The organism is Cupriavidus malaysiensis, assembly GCF_001854325.1.
Classification (GTDB): domain Bacteria; phylum Pseudomonadota; class Gammaproteobacteria; order Burkholderiales; family Burkholderiaceae; genus Cupriavidus; species Cupriavidus malaysiensis.
Window position 1 is genome coordinate 2414874 of record NZ_CP017755.1, and the last position, 17236, is coordinate 2432109.

Here is a 17236-nt window from a genome sequence, read left to right on the forward strand (position 1 = left end):
GAGAGCCGGCGCTTCAGGCGCCGGGCAGGCCGAGCAGCCGCTTGGCGACGATATTGAGCTGGACCTCGCTGGTGCCGCCCTCGATGGAGTTGGCCTTGCTGCGCAGCCAGGCCCGCGCGGCGGCGCCCTCCTGGCTGCGCTCGCTTTCCCATTCCAGCGCGTCGCTGCCGCCGACGGCCATCAGCAGCTCGTGGCGGCGCTTGTTGAGCTCCGCGCCGTAGTACTTGAGCACCGACGAGAAGGCGGCGATACCCTCGCCCTGGCGGGCCAGGTCCACCGCCCGCTCGCCGGCGCAGGCGAAGGCCGCCTCGTCGATCTCGAAGGCAGCGAGCTGGGCGCGCAGCACCGGCGCATCGAGCGCGCCGCGCGCGTCCACGCCGAGCGTCTCGGCGGCCAGCTGACCGAGCGGCTTGCGCGCGCCACGCCCGCCGATCGCGCTGATCATCTCGCGCTCGTGGGTCAGCAGGTACTTGGCGATCTCCCAACCGCCATTGGCTTCGCCGAGCAGATTGGCGCGCGGCACCTTGACGTCGTCGAAGAAGGTCTCGCAGAACGGCGACTTGCCCGAGATCAGCACGATCGGGCGGGTCGAGACCCCGGGCGTTTCCATGTCGAACAGCAGGAAGCTGATGCCGGTGTGCTTCTGCGCGGCGGCATCGGTACGCACCAGGCAGAAGATCCAGTCGGCCTTGTCGGCGTACGAGGTCCAGACCTTCTGGCCGTTGACCACGAAGTGGTCGTCGCGCTCCTCGGCGCGCGTCTGCAGCGCGGCCAGGTCGGAACCGGCATTGGGCTCCGAGTAGCCCTGGCACCAGCGGATCTCGCCGCGCGCGATGCGCGGCAGGTGCTCGCGCTTCTGCGCCTCGGTGCCGTACTTGAGCAGCGCCGGGCCCAGCATCGAGATGCCGAAGCTCTGCAGCGGCACGCGGCAGCCCAGCTCGGCCATCTGCTGGCGCAGCACCTTGGCCTGGGCGCGCGACAGGCCGCCGCCGCCGTAGGCCTGCGGCCACTCCGGCACGGTCCAGCCGCGCTCGGCCATGCGCGCCAGCCACTGGCGCTGTGCCTCGGACTGGAAGCGGAAGCGGCGCCCGCCCCAGCAGATGTCCTCTTCGCTGCGCATCGGTTGCCGCATCTCGGGCGGGCAATTGGCTTCCAGCCAGGCGCGCGTCGCCTGGCGAAAGGAATCGAGGTCTTCCACGCTTGTCTCCTGTCTTGTCCTGCGCTGCCTTGGCCGGCAGCCGGCGGCCACGCTCCGGCCCCGGATCCTTCTTTTTCGAAAACTCGGTATCGAGGGCACCGGCCTGTCGCGTTATACAAGCCGGCACTCGGCAGCGTCAATACCGCGCCGGCGCCCGGCTCGACGGCCGCAAAGCCCTTGGCGGCAGCCGGCGGCGCCCAGCCGATGCCAAGCAGGGCAAGGCGCATGACGAGAATTCATGAAGGCCAGAGGCAGGCTGCATGGCCGGCCGCCGGCCGCGCCATGCGCCGCCGGCGCGGAGCCGCGCCGCCTGCGCAGGACGAGCCGGCAAGCGGCCCTGCAGGCACCGCAGAAGCACAGCGGCCGCGCCGCCCGGCCCGCACGATGCAGTGCAATGTGATAGCATCGCCCGACAACATACCCGGTTTCCTAAAATGGCAGCCCAGGGCCGCCCGCACGGCGGTTTTGCACTGCAGTACGACAGAGAAGACAGGGAAGCCGGACAAGAGGAGGAGAGACAGTGAAGGCCGAAGCCACCAGCACGGCTTGCAGCGCCGGGAACGCCGGCGGCGCGGAGCACGCGACCGCGCCGGCGCGCCCGGCCGACCGCCCCACCTATCCCGGCGCACGGGCGCCGGACCGCCGCCGCAGCGTGGATGCCGGTGGCATCGGCCTCGCCGTCTACGAATGGGGCGCGCCCGACGCCACGCCCATCCTGCTGGTCCATGGCGCCCTCGACTTCGCCCGCACCTTCGACGGCTTCGCGCCGCTGCTGGCCGATGCCGGCTACCGCGTGGTCTCCTACGACCACCGCGGCCACGGCGATTCCGAGCATGCCGACCTGTACAGCTGGCTGGCCGACGAGCGCGACATGCTGGCGGTGGCCGATTCGATCACGCCCGAGCCCTGCATCGCCATCGGCCACAGCAAGGGCGGCTCGCTGCTGGTGCATGCCATCCAGGCCCTGCCGCACCGCTTCAGCCGTTTCGTCGCCATCGACGGCCTGCCCTTCCGCCGCCCCCAGACGGACAGCAGCACGCGCGAGAAGAAGACCATGAACGCCGAGTTCATCGTGCGCTGGCTGGATGCGCGCCGCACCTGCGGCGAGCGCGAGCGCAAGCCCGGCACGCTGGACGACCTGGCACGGCGGCGCGCGCGCATGAACCCGCGCCTGTCGCACGACTGGCTGTGCTACATCGCCTCGCACGGCGCGCGCCAGGATGCCGACGGCTGGCGCTGGAAGCTGGACCCCGCCATCGGCATGTCGGGCTTCGGCCCGATGCGCGCACGCTGGGTGCTGGAGCGCCTGCCCGGCTTCCCGGTGCCGATGCTCGCCATCTTCGGCACGGAAAAGGAGCCGATGGGCTGGGACGCCGGCGCGGACGACCTCGCGCCCTATTTCCCGCCATCGGCGCAGGTCCACGTGCTGCCCGACACCGGCCACTTCATCCACGTCGAGCGGCCGCGCGAAACCGCCGAGCGGATCCTGCCGTTCCTGCAACCGTGACGTCCAGCCCAGCGATGACCGCCCTGCCCCCACGCGCCGCCACGCCTCCCCTGCTGCTGCGCCACCACCGCCTGCACCTCGCCCTGCATACGCTCAAGCCCGGCCCCGGCCCGGCCCTGCTGCTGCTGCACGGCCTCGGCGAAGCCTCGCCCGGAGCCCTGCCGCCCGGGTACGCCGCCTGGCCCGGCGCCGTCCACGCACTGGACTTCACCGGACACGGAAAGTCCGACCTGCCGCGCGGCGGCGGCTACAGCTGCGAACACCTGATGGCCGACGCCGACATCGCACTGGCCCACCTGGGCAGCGCCACCCTGGCCGGGCGCGGCCTCGGCGGCTACGTCGGCCTGATGCTGGCCGGCGCGCGGCCGGCCCTGGTGCGCGGCGTCCTGGTACTCGACGGTCCCGGCCTGGCCGGCGGCGTGGCCGTCGACAGCAACCCGCACATCCCCGTGGTCGACACGGCGCGGCGCGGCGCCCCCGACCCCTACGCCATCGCCGACCTCGCCACCGAGATGCGCCCGCCGCGCTATGCCGTCAACTACGCCCGGCTGGCGGCACAACATGCGGCCCAGCAATCCGCACAGCAAGCCGCACCGGTACCGCCGCTGGCGGTCTGCTGCCGCGAGCATCCCGAATGGCTGCTTGCCGTGATGGCCGAACTCGGGCTGGCACCGACACCGCTGACCGAGGCGCTCGCCACCTATGCCACCTATGCCGTCCACGCCATGCAGCCGGCCGCACCCGGTAGCGTTGACGACGCGGGAGCGCGCGCATGAGCGCCAAGCTGGATGCCGGCGCGCTGCCCGGCACCGCCGCCCACGCGGAGCAGGCCGAGCACGGCTTCCTGGCCCATGTGCAGCAGCACCTGCCGCGCAACGCACGCGCCTTCCTGGTCCACGGCATGCTGGGCATGACCGGCTTCCGCCTGGTCACCGCACCCACCTTCGTGCCGGCCTACATCTACCTGTTGTCCGGCTCCAAGCTGGTGGTCGGCTGCGTGCTGTCGGCCCAGTATGCCGGCATGGCGCTGTCCTCGATCTGGGGCGCGACGCAGATCGAGCACCGGCAGCGCGTGATGCCGCTGATCTACCTGGTCGGCTGGATGGTACGCCTGCAGATCCTCGGGCTGGCGCTGTCTGCCTTCCTGCTGTCGGGCTTCCCGGCGCTGGCGGCGGCGGCCGCCTTCCTGCTGCTGTTCGGCCTGTTCAACGGCGTGCAGAACGTCACCTTCAACTACCTGACCTCGAAGATCATCCCGCTGGCCCGGCGTGGCGCGCTGACCGCGCGCCGCAACTTCCTCGGCGGCCTGACCGCCGCCGCGGTGGCCTGGCTCGGCGGCGAACTGCTGGTCGGCCGCAATGTGTTCGGCAACGGCTACGCCACCACCTTCCTGTGCGCGTTCATCCTGACCAGCCTGGGCATTTCGGCGCTGACGCGCATGCGCGAACCCGCGCTGCATGACGTGCATGCTCCCTCCGGCTTCGGCAAGCGGCTGCGCGAGCTGCCCGCCCTGCTGCGCCAGGACCCGGACTACGTGCGCTTCTTCCTGGCGCGCGCGCTGGTGGCCCTCAGCATGATGGCGGTGCCCTTCTACGCCATCTACGTCGGCACCCATATCCCGCTTTCGGGCGCCACCTTGGGCTACCTCAGCCTGGCCTACCTGATGGCCCAGACCACCAGCAACCTGGCCTGGGGCTGGCTGGCCGACCGGCGCGGCTACCGCGTGGTGTTCCTCGCCAGCATCGGCCTGTGGGCCGCCGCCACCGCCGCGCTGCTGCTGTGCGAGGCGCGCTGGGCCTTCCTGCTGGTGTTCTGCGGGCTGGGCGCCGGCTTCGGCGGCTACTTCCTCGCCTCGGACAATTTCGCGCTGGAATTCGGCCGGCGCAAGGACCGCCCGATGCTGCTCGCGGTGTCGGATACCGCGACCTACTCGATGATGGCGCTCGGCCCTGTGCTGGGCGGCCTGCTGGCGCAGCGCGCCGGGCTGCCGGCGGTGTTCCTGCTCGCCATCACCGTGCTGGGCGCGGCCTTCATGCTGGCGCGCCGGGTACGCGATCCGCGCCGGCGCGGGCAACCGCCCGGCGGCGACGGCGGCCTGCCGCGCGCGGCCTGACCTTCCCTCAGCTTCCCCCCAGAATCCCTGCACGCAGGCGCGGCAGGGCCGACCTCAGCAAGGAGACCACCCATGCGTGAAGCCGTCATCGTTTCGACCGCGCGCACCCCGATCGGCAAGGCGCACCGCGGCGCCTTCAACAACACGCAGGCGCAGGAGCTGGGCGCGCACGCCATCGCCCATGCGGTGCAGCGTGCCGGCATCGACCCTGCCCTGATCGAGGATGTGATCCTCGGCTGTGCCGTGCAGCAAGGCACCACCGGCGGCAACGTGGCGCGCCAGGCGCTGCTGCGCGCCGGCCTGCCGCAGACCATCGCCGGCATGTCGCTCGACCGCCAGTGCGCCTCCGGCCTGATGGCCATCGCCACCGCCGCCAAGCAGATCATCGTCGACGGCATGCAGGTGGCCGTGGGCGGCGGCCTCGAATCGATCTCCCTGGTGCAGAACGACAAGATCAACCGCTACCGCAGCCAGGATCCGCGGCTGGTGGAACAATTGCCCCAGATCTACATGACCATGCTGGAGACCGCCGAGATCGTGGCGCAACGCTACGGCGTCAGCCGCGAGGCGCAGGACGCCTACGCGCTGCAGTCGCAGCAGCGCACCGCCGCCGCCCAGCAGGCAGGGCGCCTCGACGCGGAGATCGTGCCGATCAGCACCACCATGCTGGTCACCGACAAGGCCACCGGCGCCGTCAGCGAGCAGCCGGTCACGCTGTCGCGCGACGAAGGCAACCGCCCGTCCACCACGCTGGCCGACCTGCAGGGCCTGAAGCCGGTCTTCAAGAACGGCCAGCGCGTGGCCGAGGGTGCCTACATCACCGCCGGCAATGCCTCGCAGCTCTCCGACGGCGCTTCGGCCATGGTGCTGATGGAGGCCAAGGAGGCCGAGCGCCGCGGCCTGCAGCCGCTCGGCGCCTACCGCGGCATGGCGGTGGCCGGCTGCGATCCGGACGAAATGGGCATCGGCCCGGTGTTCGCCATTCCCAAGCTGCTCAAGCAGCACGGCCTGAGCATCGGCGACATCGGCCTGTGGGAGCTGAACGAAGCCTTCGCCAGCCAGGTACTGCATTGCCGCGATACGCTCGGCATTCCCGACGAGCGCCTCAACGTCTCGGGCGGCGCGATCTCCATCGGCCATCCCTACGGCATGTCGGGCGCCCGCATGGCGGGCCACGTGCTGCTCGAAGGCAAGCGCCGCGGCGCCAGGTTCGGCGTGGTGACGATGTGCGTCGGCGGCGGCATGGGTGCCGCCGGCCTGTTCGAGATCTTCTGATCCCCGCCACATCCGTCCGCCAAGGCATCCGGCCACGACATCCAGGAGACAACGCATGACCGCCATCAACCCCGTCACCACCCTCGAGATCGAAGACGGCATCGCCGTGCTCACGCTCGATTCCCCGCCCGTCAACGCCCTCTCGGCCACGGTCCGCGCCGGCATCCGCGACGGCGTCGCGCAAGCCAGCGCCGACCCCGCCGTGCAGGGCATCGTGCTGATCTGCGCCGGCAAGACCTTCATCGCCGGCGCCGACATCACCGAGTTCGGCAAGCCCCCGGTCGGCCCGGCCCTGCAGGAAGTGCAGGCGCTGATCGAAGACGCGCCCAAGCCCGTGGTCGCCGCCATCCACGGCACCGCGCTGGGCGGCGGCCTGGAAGTGGCGCTGGTGTGCCACTACCGCGTGGCCACGCGCTCGGCCAAGTGCGGCCTGCCCGAGGTCAAGCTCGGCCTGCTGCCGGGCGCGGGCGGCACGCAGCGCCTGCCCCGCATCGTCGGTGCGGCGCGCGCGCTGGAGATGGTCACCTCGGGTGAGCACGTGCCGGCAGCGGCCGCCGCCGAAATGGGCCTGGTCGACGCCCTCACCGACGACGCCGCGCTGCGCGCCGACGCCATCGCCTTCACGCGCAAGGTGATCGCCGAAGGCCGCCCGCTGCGCAAGGTGCGCGACCTCAACGAGAAGGTGGAAGCCGCGCGCGGCCAGCCCGAACTGTTCGCCGAGTTCCGCCGCGCCAACGCGCGCCGCTTCCGCGGCTTCGACGCGCCCGAGTACAACATCCGCTGCATCGAGGCAGCGGTCAACCTGCCCTTCGACCAGGGCCTGGCCACCGAGCGCAAGCTGTTCCTGGAACTGATGCAGGGCACCCAGTCGGCCGCCCAGCGCTACTACTTCTTCGCCTCGCGCCAGGTGTGGAACCTGCCCGACGTGCCGGCCGACACGCCGCTGATCCCGGTCAAGCGCGTCGGCATCATCGGCGCCGGCACCATGGGCGGCGGCATCGCCATGAACTTCCTCAACGCAGGCATCCCGGTCACCATCGTCGAGACCGCGCAGCCCGCGCTCGAGCGCGGCGTGCGCACCATCCGCGCCAACTACGACAACACCGCCAGGAAGGGCCGCCTGAGCGCCGCCGCCGTCGAGCAGCGCATAGCCCTGCTCACGCCCACGCTGGACCTGGCGCAGCTCGCCGACGCCGACCTGGTGATCGAGGCTGTGTTCGAAGACATGGCGGTCAAGAAGGAAGTGTTCGGCAAGCTCGACAAGATCGCCAAGCCGGGCGCCATCCTCGCCACCAACACCTCCGCGCTCGACGTCAACGAGATCGCCGCCTCCACCTCGCGCCCGGAGTCGGTGATCGGCCTGCACTTCTTCTCGCCGGCCAACGTGATGAAGCTGCTGGAAGTGGTGCGCGGCGACCAGACCTCCAAGCCGGTGATCCGCACCTCGATGGAACTGGCGCGCAAGATCGGCAAGATCGCCGCGCTGGTAGGCGTGTGCCCCGGCTTCGTCGGCAACCGCATGCTGGCCCAGCGCCAGCGCGAGGCGCAGAAGCTGGTGCTGGAAGGCGCCCTGCCCTGGGACGTGGACCGCGTGCTGTACCAGTTCGGCTTCCCCATGGGCCCGTTCGCCATGAGCGACCTGGCCGGCCTGGACCTGGGCTGGACGCGCGAGAAATCCAGCAGCTCCACGCTGCGCGAGATCCTGTGCGAGATGGATCGCCGCGGCCAGAAGACCGGCGCCGGCTACTACGACTACGACGAAAAGCGCAACGCCAAGCCCTCGCCGGTGGTGGAACAGATCATCCGCGACTTCGCCGCCAGGCAGGGCAAGAGCAGCCGCACCGTGTCGGACCAGGAGATCCTGGAGCGCTGCATCTACCCGATGATCAACGAAGGCGCCAGGATCCTGCAGGAAGGCAAGGCCATCCGCGCCTCCGACATCGACGTGGTGTGGGTCAACGGCTACGGCTGGCCGGTCTACCGCGGCGGCCCGATGTGCTACGCCGACACCATCGGCCTGGACAAGGTGCTGGCCACGATGAAGCGCTTCGAGGCAGAGCTGGGCGCGGACTTCAAGCCGGCCAGGTTGCTGGAGGACCTGGTGGCGCAGGGCAAGCGGTTTGCGGACTTGAAGTAAAGACCGAGCGAGCACGCTCCCGTGCCTCTCGGCGCGGGAGCGCGGGCCATTCAATGCGCGCCGCGATGCGCCTCGGGCCGGCGTCCATCGTGGTAGTACCCCCGCCCTTTTTGCACCATCCACGCGCCATCTTCACGCTCTGCGCGGCGCTGCCGCGCGGACCCGCCCTTCGCCCAGATCCGACGGTATTGCCTGCCGCTCGAGAAGGACTGCCGGCCAGCCGCTGCTAGCGGCAAGCTTCCGATTTTTATGACGAATTTAAACCAACAAGAATAGGATTCGTCCAATATCCTGCGCTCGCTCGATGCGTGATTATCTTCCGTCGAATGCTGTCTTTTCGATAACGGAGATCACCGCATGGGCAACCGATCCGCACACTCCCCACCCAACGTCAAGGTATCCGGCCCCGCCTTACCGGAATTGCTCGGCCAGCCTACGCTGGTGTTCTCCCGCCTGAGCGGCACGGACAATCTCAATGCCTTGTTCGAGTATGAGCTGGAGTTGCGCACCCCGGACGAGCGCAGCCCGGTATTCGGCCCCGCGGCAAACCTGGACAAGAAGGCCCTGCAAGGCACTGCAGTCACCGTCGAAATCGCCCTGGACGGCGCTGGCGTCGGCCTGCAAGGCGGCATCGGGGCAGGCAAGCGCGAGATCACCGGACTGGTCACGCAAGTCCGCGGCCCCTACCCGGTTGGGCGGCAGATCGCATACCAGCTGACACTGCGGCCCTGGCTGTGGCTTGCAACGCTGCGCTCCGACTACAAGATCTTCCAGCACAAGACGGTCGTCGAGATTCTTGACGAACTGCTCGGCAACTACATCTTTCCCGTGGAAAAGCGCCTCGACGCGGGCCGGTACCCGAAGCGGGTGTTCCAGCAGCAATACGGGGAAACCGATTTCGACTTCTTCCAGCGGCTCACCCAGGAATGGGGGATATCTTGGTTCATCGATCACGCCAATGGCCGCCAGCGCCTGGTACTGACGGACGGCAACGGCGCATTCCAGCGCATCCCCAGCGCCGCTTACCACACAATCCGCTGGCAGCCGGCCGCCGACCGGATCGACGAAGAACATATCCACGAATTCGAACTCATCGACCGGCTCGTCTCAGGCGAATGGCGTGCGGGCGACTATGACTTCGTCAAGCCACGCGGCGATCTTTCCGTCTCCAGCGCCGATCCGCGCGACACCGCGCACGCAACGCAATCCATCTACGAATATCCTGGCGACCATGCCCAGCCCACCACCGGCAACGATCCCTGGGACGAGGGCCGCTTCATCGCCCGCATCCGCATGGAGGAGCTGCGCCAGCGTGGCGTCCGCGCCAAGGCTAAGGGCAACCTGCGAGCCATCGCACCCGGCCGCATCTTTACCCTGAAGAACTACATCGGCCGGGAAGCCAATCGTGACTACTTGATTTTCGCCACCAGACTGCGCCTCGAAGACGTTGGCGAAGCGAGCGGCACCGCGCTGCGGTGGCAATGCGAAGTGGAGTTCGAGGTGCAGCCGGCCAACGAGATATTCCGCCCGGTCCGCACACAGCCGAAGCCGATCATGCACGGACCGCTACAAGCGCGCGTCACAGGTCCGGCGGGCCACCCGATCCATACAGACGAGTACGGACGGATCAAGGTACAGATGCCGTATGACCTGTACGGCAGCAATGACGAGAACAGCTCCTGCTACCTGCGCGTATCGGACGCCTGGGGCGGGCATCGCTACGGCTCGACCCATCTGCCGCGTGTGGGAAGCGAAGTCCTGGTAGAAGCGCTGAACGGCGATCCGGACTCTCTGATCGTCACCTGCCGCGTCAATAACAGGCAGAACCTGCCGCCGTGGAACCTGCCCGACCAGCAGGCGATCTCCGGATTCCGCAGCGAGGAGCTGCCTGCTGCGGACGGCACGCCGGGCGCGCGCCACAACAAGATGCTGGCCGACGACACGGCGGGCGAACCGCAGGTACAGATCGGCTCCGACTACCGGCATTCGGAATTGGCGCTCGGCCATATCGTCGCGATTCCCGGCTGGGAAGGCCGCAAGGAGAAGCGCGGCGAGGGCTTCGAACTGCGCACCGATGCCTGGGGTGCCGTCCGCGCCGAATCCGGCCTGCTGATTTCCACCTGCAAGCGCGCTGGCGGCCATGCCCTGAGCATGGCTGAGATGGTGGACGATCTGCAGCGGGCCGAACAGCAGACCGCGCAGCTGGCCGACGCCGCGCGGAAGGTGGACGCGCAGGATGGCGAGCAGAAGGACGTGGCCGATGCCATCGGCCGCCAGCACGCTGCGCTCAAGGGCGACGGACCGCTCAAGGAACTTGCCGCGCCCCATCTGGCGCTCGCCAGCCCTGCCGGCATCGTGACGTCCACCCCCGGCCTCACCCACCTGCAAAGCGGCACCCACCTGGCGGTGACCACCGGCGAACACATGTCAGTGACCACCCATGGCGGGTTCTTCGCCAGCATCCGCAAGGCATGGCGCGTGTTCGTCTACGAGGCCGGCATGCGCTTCGTCGCCGCCGCCGGCAACATCGACATCCAGGCACTCAAGGACTCCATCAACCTGTTGGCGAAGCTCGAGATAACCGCCACTGCCGAACGCATCCGGATCAAGGCGAAGACGGAGCTGCTGCTGGACGGCGGCACCAGCTATCTCAAGCTGACCGAAGGTGGCATCGAGCACGGCACCAATGGCGCGTGGACCGTTCACGCCGCCAGCAAGAGCCTGACCGGACCCAGCAGCCTGCCGGTGGAACTCCAGCCTAAGCAAGTGTGCCTGGAATGCCTGCTGAAAGCCGCGCTGCGCAATGCCGCGGTGGTGCCGCGCTGATCGGCACACAGAACCATGCACGCACGGCGAGACACCTACTGAGACACTAGCTGAGGCCCACAAGGATCATGAAGGAAGACGAACAACCCGTTTCCATCTATGTGCTGGCGGACGGCGCGGCACACCCGGGCCGCATCGGCTCGCTGCTGCGCGAAGCCCACGTGGAATTCCGCAACGTATTCGCCGGCCTGCCCGAAGCCGACGCAGGCGATGCCAGCCTGCTCCTGGCCCGGGTGGACGACACTAAGGCGCCATGGCTGGCGCAGGTGGACGCGATGGATATGCAGGCGCCCTGCCTCACACTCATCTGGAGCCGTGTGGAGATCGACGCGCTCGCGCGGCACCTGCATCAGTTCCTTATCGCCGACATCGGCGAGGGCATGACGGCGCTGATCCGCTATTACGATCCGCGCAACCTGGTGGTGGCGATGGAAGTATGGGGCGACGACATAGCCGAGCGCCTCATGCAACCGATCGAACAATGGAAATACCGCGGCTACCACGAGGCGTGGCAGCGTCTCGAAGGGCCGATGGGAGGCACGCGCACCCAGGACACCGCGCTTGCCATCTCGCTCAGCCAGCAACAACTGGACCGCCTGACCGAACATTGCGAGCCGGACCAATTGCTGGCCACGCTTGTCGAGAACGGCACGGTCGCGCCGAGCGAGCCCTACCTGGAACGCTTCATGGCCTTCCTGCCGCGCTACCAGCGCGCCGCCGCCTGGGGGCTGACCGAACCCGCCGACCGGCTGAGATTCTGCGAGCTCAGCTACCAGTTTGGCGAAGCCTTCGACCAACACGAGCACGTCACAGCCGCACTGCGCCAACGTCAAGAGACCGGGACATCGATGGCTGCCTGCGAGCAGGCGATTCACCCCTCGGTATGGGAACAGCTTCAGGCTCGCCAGAAAGCGGCAGAGGGCAAGGCATGACCTCCCGACTTTTGGCAGCCGTCCTGCTGGCGGGCCTTGGCCTGCTGGCCGGCTGCGACGACCGGACCGGAACGGAGTCGAGAGACTCGGTGGAGAGCATCGATCCCGATGCCATGCGCGGGGGGGGCGTCAGCGGTCTGAACTACACCCCCTACTACATCGACTCGTTCGGCATCACGGGCGATAACGGCATCACCGGCGGCGGTCCCAATATCTTTCCCGCCACCCCGGAGCGCACGCCTTCCGGGGGGGGAAAGGAGTCCTGTTGCGCCTCCTTTCCAGCGAAATGGCGCCCGGGGTTGAAGGTGAAAATCCGTTGGCTGGTAGACAAGAAGCAGGATGGCGTGACCTATGGCTCCTGGTACCAGGCCGAAGCCGAACTTCCCCCCTACGGAAGAGCCACCTACGGCTTGTGGGCGATCTTCCTGCCGGGGGATCGCGTCAAGGTCATGGTCTGGGGTTCGCCAGAGGCGGGCTATACCAATGTCTGGACCAGACCGAGCGATGACGATCCTTACGTGGTGGTCGGCACCTTGGATGAGGCCGCCAACCGCGAAGCGGAGGCCAGGCGTGAAGTGCAACGGCAAAGGAAGGAGGCCTACGCCGTCGAAGTCGCCAACCGGGAGAAGACGCTACTGAGGCAACAGGAGAACGAACGATGAATCACGTCTTGCGTTGGCCGACCCAGATGCCGGACGGCGGGTTGCCGCCGATGGGAAAGAGAACCTATGACGACCACCCAGGCAAGGTGGCCGATCACGATGCGGCCGGTGCTGCGGCCCGGTACCGCCCCTCCCAGGCGGAACGCCACGGCCTGCCCGCGCGGCTTTTGGCAACCGTCCTGCTGGCAGGCCTTGGCCTGCTGGCCGGCTGCGACGACCGGACCGGAACGGAGTCGAGAGACTCGGTGGAGAGCATCGACCCCGATGCCATGCTCGGAGGAAGCGTCAGCGGTCTGAACTACACCCCCTACTACATCCACTCGTTCGGCATCACGGGAGAGAACGGCATCGCAGGCGGCGGCCCCAACATCTTTCCCGCCACCCCGGAGCGCACGCCTTCCGGGGGGGGGAAGGAGTCCTGCTGCGCCTCCTTCCCAGCGAAATGGCGACCGGGGTTGAAGGTGAACGTCCGTTGGCTGGTAGACAAGAAACAAGATGGCGTGACCTATGGCTCCTGGTACCAGGCGGAGACCGAACTCCCCCCCTACGGAAAAGCCACCTACGGCTTGTGGGCGATCTTCCTGCCGGGGGATCGCGTCAAGGTCATGGTCCGGGGCTCCGTTGAGGCGGGCTATACCAATGTCTGGACCAGACCGAGCGATGACGATCCCTACGTCGTGGTCGGCACCTTGGATGAGGCCGCCAACCGCGAAGCGGAGGCCAGGCGTGAAGTGCAACGGCAAAGGAAGGAGGCCTACGCCGTCGAAGTCGCCAACCGGGAGAAGAAGCTACTGAGGCAACAGGAGAACGAACGATGAATCACGTCTTGCGTTGGCCAACCCAGATGCCGGATGGCGGGCTGCTGCCGATGGGGAAGAGTATCTACGACACCCACAAAGGCAAGGTGGCCGATCACGATGCCGGCTGCGAACAGACCCTGCACATCAGCCTCTTCTTCGACGGCACCAACAATAACGATGACAAGAACAACCCCTTCCGCGATTCGTTGAGCCAGGCGCACACGAACGTGGCTCGCCTGTACAAGGCCGCAAGAGAAGAGCCCGAGAATGGCATCTACCCACACTATATGCCGGGGGTCGGCACGCCGTTCCCGGAGATCGGCGAATCGGTGTACTCGTCCATCGGCAAGGCCTTCGCCAAAGGCTATGGGCGGCGCTGCGTGTGGGGTTATACCCGTGTCCTCAATTCGATCTATGCCGCCATTGCCGGCCCCCAGGCCGGCAGGTTGATTGAAGACGACGAAGCAGACCGCCTGTGCAGAGCCAGTGCCGACGGCTACCGCCCCTTCGCCACCCTCTTCGACATGAAGCACAGACGGCTGGCCGGCATGCAGCGGGACCGCAAGCGCGACTGCCAGCGCAACAAGATGGTCAAGCAGGTCTGGATCAATGTGTTCGGCTTCTCGCGCGGCGCCGCCACCGCCCGTTCCTTCGTCGGCAAGCTGATGCGGGACTGGCCCCCCGGCGGCAGGATCGCCGGCGAGATCCCCTACCAGGTCAACTTCATGGGCCTGTTCGATACCGTGGCATCGGTGGGACCGCCCGATTCGGTGCGCGCGGCGCTCGATATCAGCACCTTCGACGGCCACTTCGCCTGGTCGAACAGCGGCCTGATGGACATCCCCAAGGAGGTGAAGCGCTGCGCGCACTTCTTCTCCATCCATGAGCAGCGCATGAGCTTTCCCCTCGATACCATCCGCGAGGGCAGCGTCTATCCCGGTGGCGCCGGCCAGCGGCTGGAGGTCGCGTATCCGGGCGTGCATTCCGATATCGGCGGCGGCTATCCCCCCGGCGACCAGGGCAAGGCGCGCGGTGGCGAGGACGACAAACTCAGCCAGATCCCGCTGCACCATATGTACATCGAGGCCCTGAAGCAAGGCGTTCCCCTGTTCGTCGGTGACGAGATTAAGAAGCGCCCCGCGATGCAGGACGACTTCGCCCTCGCCAAGCCGGTGATCGATGCCTTCAACCGTTGGCTGGACCGCACCATCCCGATCGAGCGCGTCGAGGATGCCTTGCGCTTCGGCATGCGGCAGAACCTGGCCTGGCGCGCCTTGCGCGCGCGCTGGCACACCGGCGACTACGTCTGCAACCAGCCCTTCTTCAAGGCCGCGCAGGAAGACGAACTGACGCCGCGCCAGCTGGAGCTGCGTGTCCAGAAGCAGATGGAATCCGATGCGGAAGTCCGCAGGCTCCGGGGCCGCATCGCGGAGCTGGCCGCGGCCCGCACGAATCTCGGGCTGGCCGGCGCCGCAGGCGGATACGTCAGCGCCGCCGACCGTGCGGCGCAGATGAAGGAGGCGCAAGCGCTGGACAAGCAGAGCCAGCAGGCCGCGGACGCGCTGCGCCGCCGCCGCGAGCAGTTGTACCAGCAGGCGGCGAAGAAGAAGGGCCCGACGCGGCCGGGCGAAGGCGCCGATGAAACCGTGACCAATGACCAGCACGACCTGCGCGAGGCGGCGGAAGAATTCCGCTTGCTGCTCGGCTTCCTGCACCCCGACCGGCAAACGGCGCTGGGCGTCGAGCAATCGCCCTTCACCGTCCGTCCGCCCGCGGCGGGCAGCTATCTCGTCAGTCCGATCGGTGTTGTCCTGGCCGCATATGCGACGTACCAGAATTCGGGCCGCCGGTTGTCCGTGCGGAGAGAGCGCAATGCGGACAGCGAGCGCGTGCAGCTGGTGCAGCGCGATGCGTACGTGCAGACCGCCGCGCTGGCGGACTTCGATGCGGAGAAATTCGACGTGCTGGTGCTGCCCCCGCGCGAAATGCTCGATCCGTTGCAGGCCTGGACCACGGCCGAGGTAGTGGACCGGTTCGCCCGGCAAGAGCTGGCCGCCGTCATCCTGTTCGATGACTACATCCACGACAGCCGCGCCTGGTTCCGCGTGCCCTCCTTTCATGAATACGCCCCGGGCGGCTACGGATGGGGACGCGCCTTCTTCATCGGCAAGGATCACTGCGTGCGCCACCTGGGCTTCGGCACCGATGCCATGGTCAAGAGCATCACCACGGCGCCCAGGCCCACCCCGGCCGAGATGGCGATGGGGGACTGACCCTGCCGCCGCCGGCTTCGTGCCGCGTCCGGCCCGGGAGCGGCGCTAGCCATCCGTGTCCAGGATGCGTCGATCGCTATTGTTTACAAGGAGAGCCCTATGTCCAGATCCATTATCGTCGTCGGTGATACCAATTCGAGCAGCGGAATCGTCATCACCGGCTCCTTCTCCGATGTGCTCGACGGCAAGCCGATCGCCCGGCTGGGCGATCTGGTGGACTGCCCGGCGAAGTATCCCGATGGACGTCCGCACGGCGTCAACCCGATCGTCGAAGGCGATGCGTCGATGCTGGTCAGCGGCAAGCCCGTGGCCCTGCACGGTCATCGCAGCGCGTGCGGATGTTCGCTGATCGGCAAGGCGGCTGCGTATGTCGGCGCGTAAGCCTGCCTCGAGAAAGGCGCCGGCATGGCTGCCCAAGGCCGGCCGCAAGCCGGCGGCGCCGGCGGCCAAGCCCAAGGGCGGCAAGCCGCATGCGCAAGACATCGACACCGCCCTCGACGGCAAGGACGGCGAGCCGGTCGTCGTCGCGCAGCATGACGAGGCTTACCTGGCCGCGCGCCTCAAGGCCATCCGGGAGGCATCCACTCCGATATGCGAGGCCGCGCACGAGCTGCTGCGAGCCCAGGCGGAGATACCACTGAGAAAGCGTCCGCTGCGGCGGCGGCAGGTGGAAACACTGCGGGCATTGCTGGAACAGGGGGTGCAGAACTTCGAAAGGCTGTGCGCGCAGGCCGACATCGAGCGCGACAAGATCACCGTGGCAAGCTATACCCTATGTGCCGCGCTGGACGAGGCAGTCATGCACACGGCATGGGGCGGCGGCACGGCCGAGAACGGGCTTTGGGCGCGCATGTCGCTTTCCAGCCAGTTCCACGGCGACCGCGACGGCGGCACGAAGGTCTATCGACTGATAGCGCGCGCCTCCGAAGACCCGCAGGGGCAGCACGACCTGATCCGGCTGTACTTCCGGGTCATGTGCCTTGGCTTCAAGGGATACTATCGGACGCAGCCGGATGGAGACCAGCAGCATCGTATGGCCTGCCGCAAGCTATACGACTTGCTGGCACCCTTCCAGCCGCCGGTACCGAAAGAGCTGTCCATCAACATAGCGCCAACACGTGAACGGAACTTCTATCCGATGCGGTTGATACCCTTCCCGCTAACGATCGCCGTCTATGCGCTGGCGCTGCTCGCTCTGTACGGCTACTTTCGGTATGAGCTGCACGTCAAAGAAAAAGCGTTACTGGAGCAGTTGGAACAGATCCGCGAGATGGTCGTCCCGCTGGCCTACGATTCGCCATTCTGGCAGGCTCAAGGCGGTGAAGCCGGTATGCCGCCTCAGGCAGAGCCGTCCTCGCAGCCCCCCGCGCAGCCGCCGGCAGGCAGCCCTGACCATGCCGGGAAGCCACGCGATTGAACACCGGCGCTGCCTCGCCGCGGAATGGGGACCGTACGGCAGCCGAGGCGCGCATCCGTGCCCGTCATCACTGTCGTCGGCGCCATGGCAAGGACG

At 67.9% G+C, this 17236-nt stretch carries 13 protein-coding genes; 12 read left to right on the forward strand and 1 reads right to left on the reverse strand.

The features are described 5' to 3' along the window. Positions 1–13 precede the first annotated feature (13 nt). Positions 14–1198, reverse strand: coding sequence for an acyl-CoA dehydrogenase family protein (locus tag BKK80_RS30180; protein ID WP_071018957.1), 1185 nt, complete (start codon positions 1196–1198; stop codon positions 14–16). 520 nt (positions 1199–1718) lie between these two features. Here BKK80_RS30180 and BKK80_RS30185 point away from each other — a divergent pair. The 12 genes from BKK80_RS30185 to icmH all read left to right on the forward strand — a co-directional run bounded on the left by BKK80_RS30185 (position 1719) and on the right by icmH (position 17140). After that, positions 1719–2705, forward strand: a complete 987-nt coding sequence (locus tag BKK80_RS30185) for an alpha/beta fold hydrolase (protein WP_084545815.1) — start codon at positions 1719–1721, stop codon at positions 2703–2705. Between the two features lie 14 nt (positions 2706–2719). After that, positions 2720–3481, forward strand: coding sequence for an alpha/beta fold hydrolase (locus BKK80_RS30190; protein ID WP_071072467.1), 762 nt, complete (start codon positions 2720–2722; stop codon positions 3479–3481). Then, on the forward strand, positions 3478–4818 hold the full coding sequence (locus tag BKK80_RS30195) for an MFS transporter (RefSeq protein ID WP_071038644.1): 1341 nt from the start codon (positions 3478–3480) through the stop codon (positions 4816–4818). Before BKK80_RS30190 ends, BKK80_RS30195 begins: the two co-directional genes overlap by 4 nt. A gap of 72 nt (positions 4819–4890) precedes the next feature. Beyond that, positions 4891–6093, forward strand: coding sequence for an acetyl-CoA C-acyltransferase (locus tag BKK80_RS30200; RefSeq protein ID WP_071018952.1), 1203 nt, complete (start codon positions 4891–4893; stop codon positions 6091–6093). Between the two features lie 55 nt (positions 6094–6148). Beyond that, positions 6149–8230: a 3-hydroxyacyl-CoA dehydrogenase NAD-binding domain-containing protein gene (locus BKK80_RS30205; protein ID WP_071072469.1), complete on the forward strand. Its 2082-nt coding sequence runs from the start codon at positions 6149–6151 to the stop codon at positions 8228–8230. A gap of 357 nt (positions 8231–8587) precedes the next feature. Continuing rightward, positions 8588–11056, forward strand: coding sequence for a type VI secretion system Vgr family protein (locus BKK80_RS30210; RefSeq protein WP_071072471.1), 2469 nt, complete (start codon positions 8588–8590; stop codon positions 11054–11056). A 68-nt stretch (positions 11057–11124) separates the two neighbouring features. Next, a complete protein-coding gene (locus tag BKK80_RS30215; protein ID WP_071072473.1) occupies positions 11125–11988 on the forward strand; it encodes a DUF4123 domain-containing protein in 864 nt (287 codons plus the stop codon). Beyond that, positions 11985–12650 (forward strand): DUF3304 domain-containing protein, encoded by a 666-nt coding sequence (locus tag BKK80_RS30220; RefSeq protein ID WP_071072475.1) that lies wholly within the window; start codon positions 11985–11987, stop codon positions 12648–12650. The genes BKK80_RS30215 and BKK80_RS30220 overlap by 4 nt, the downstream gene beginning before the upstream one ends. Next, complete coding sequence (locus BKK80_RS30225) at positions 12647–13468, forward strand: DUF3304 domain-containing protein (protein ID WP_335582961.1); 822 nt, start codon at positions 12647–12649, stop codon at positions 13466–13468. Before BKK80_RS30220 ends, BKK80_RS30225 begins: the two co-directional genes overlap by 4 nt. Then, positions 13465–15723, forward strand: coding sequence for a phospholipase effector Tle1 domain-containing protein (locus BKK80_RS30230; RefSeq protein ID WP_071072478.1), 2259 nt, complete (start codon positions 13465–13467; stop codon positions 15721–15723). The genes BKK80_RS30225 and BKK80_RS30230 overlap by 4 nt, the downstream gene beginning before the upstream one ends. Positions 15724–15822: 99 nt before the next feature. Then, a complete protein-coding gene (locus BKK80_RS30235) occupies positions 15823–16104 on the forward strand; it encodes a PAAR domain-containing protein (RefSeq protein ID WP_071038651.1) in 282 nt (93 codons plus the stop codon). Continuing rightward, entirely contained in the window at positions 16091–17140 is a 1050-nt protein-coding gene (icmH, locus tag BKK80_RS30240; protein ID WP_071072480.1) for a type IVB secretion system protein IcmH/DotU, read from the forward strand. Before BKK80_RS30235 ends, icmH begins: the two co-directional genes overlap by 14 nt. The last annotated feature ends 96 nt before the right edge of the window (positions 17141–17236 follow it).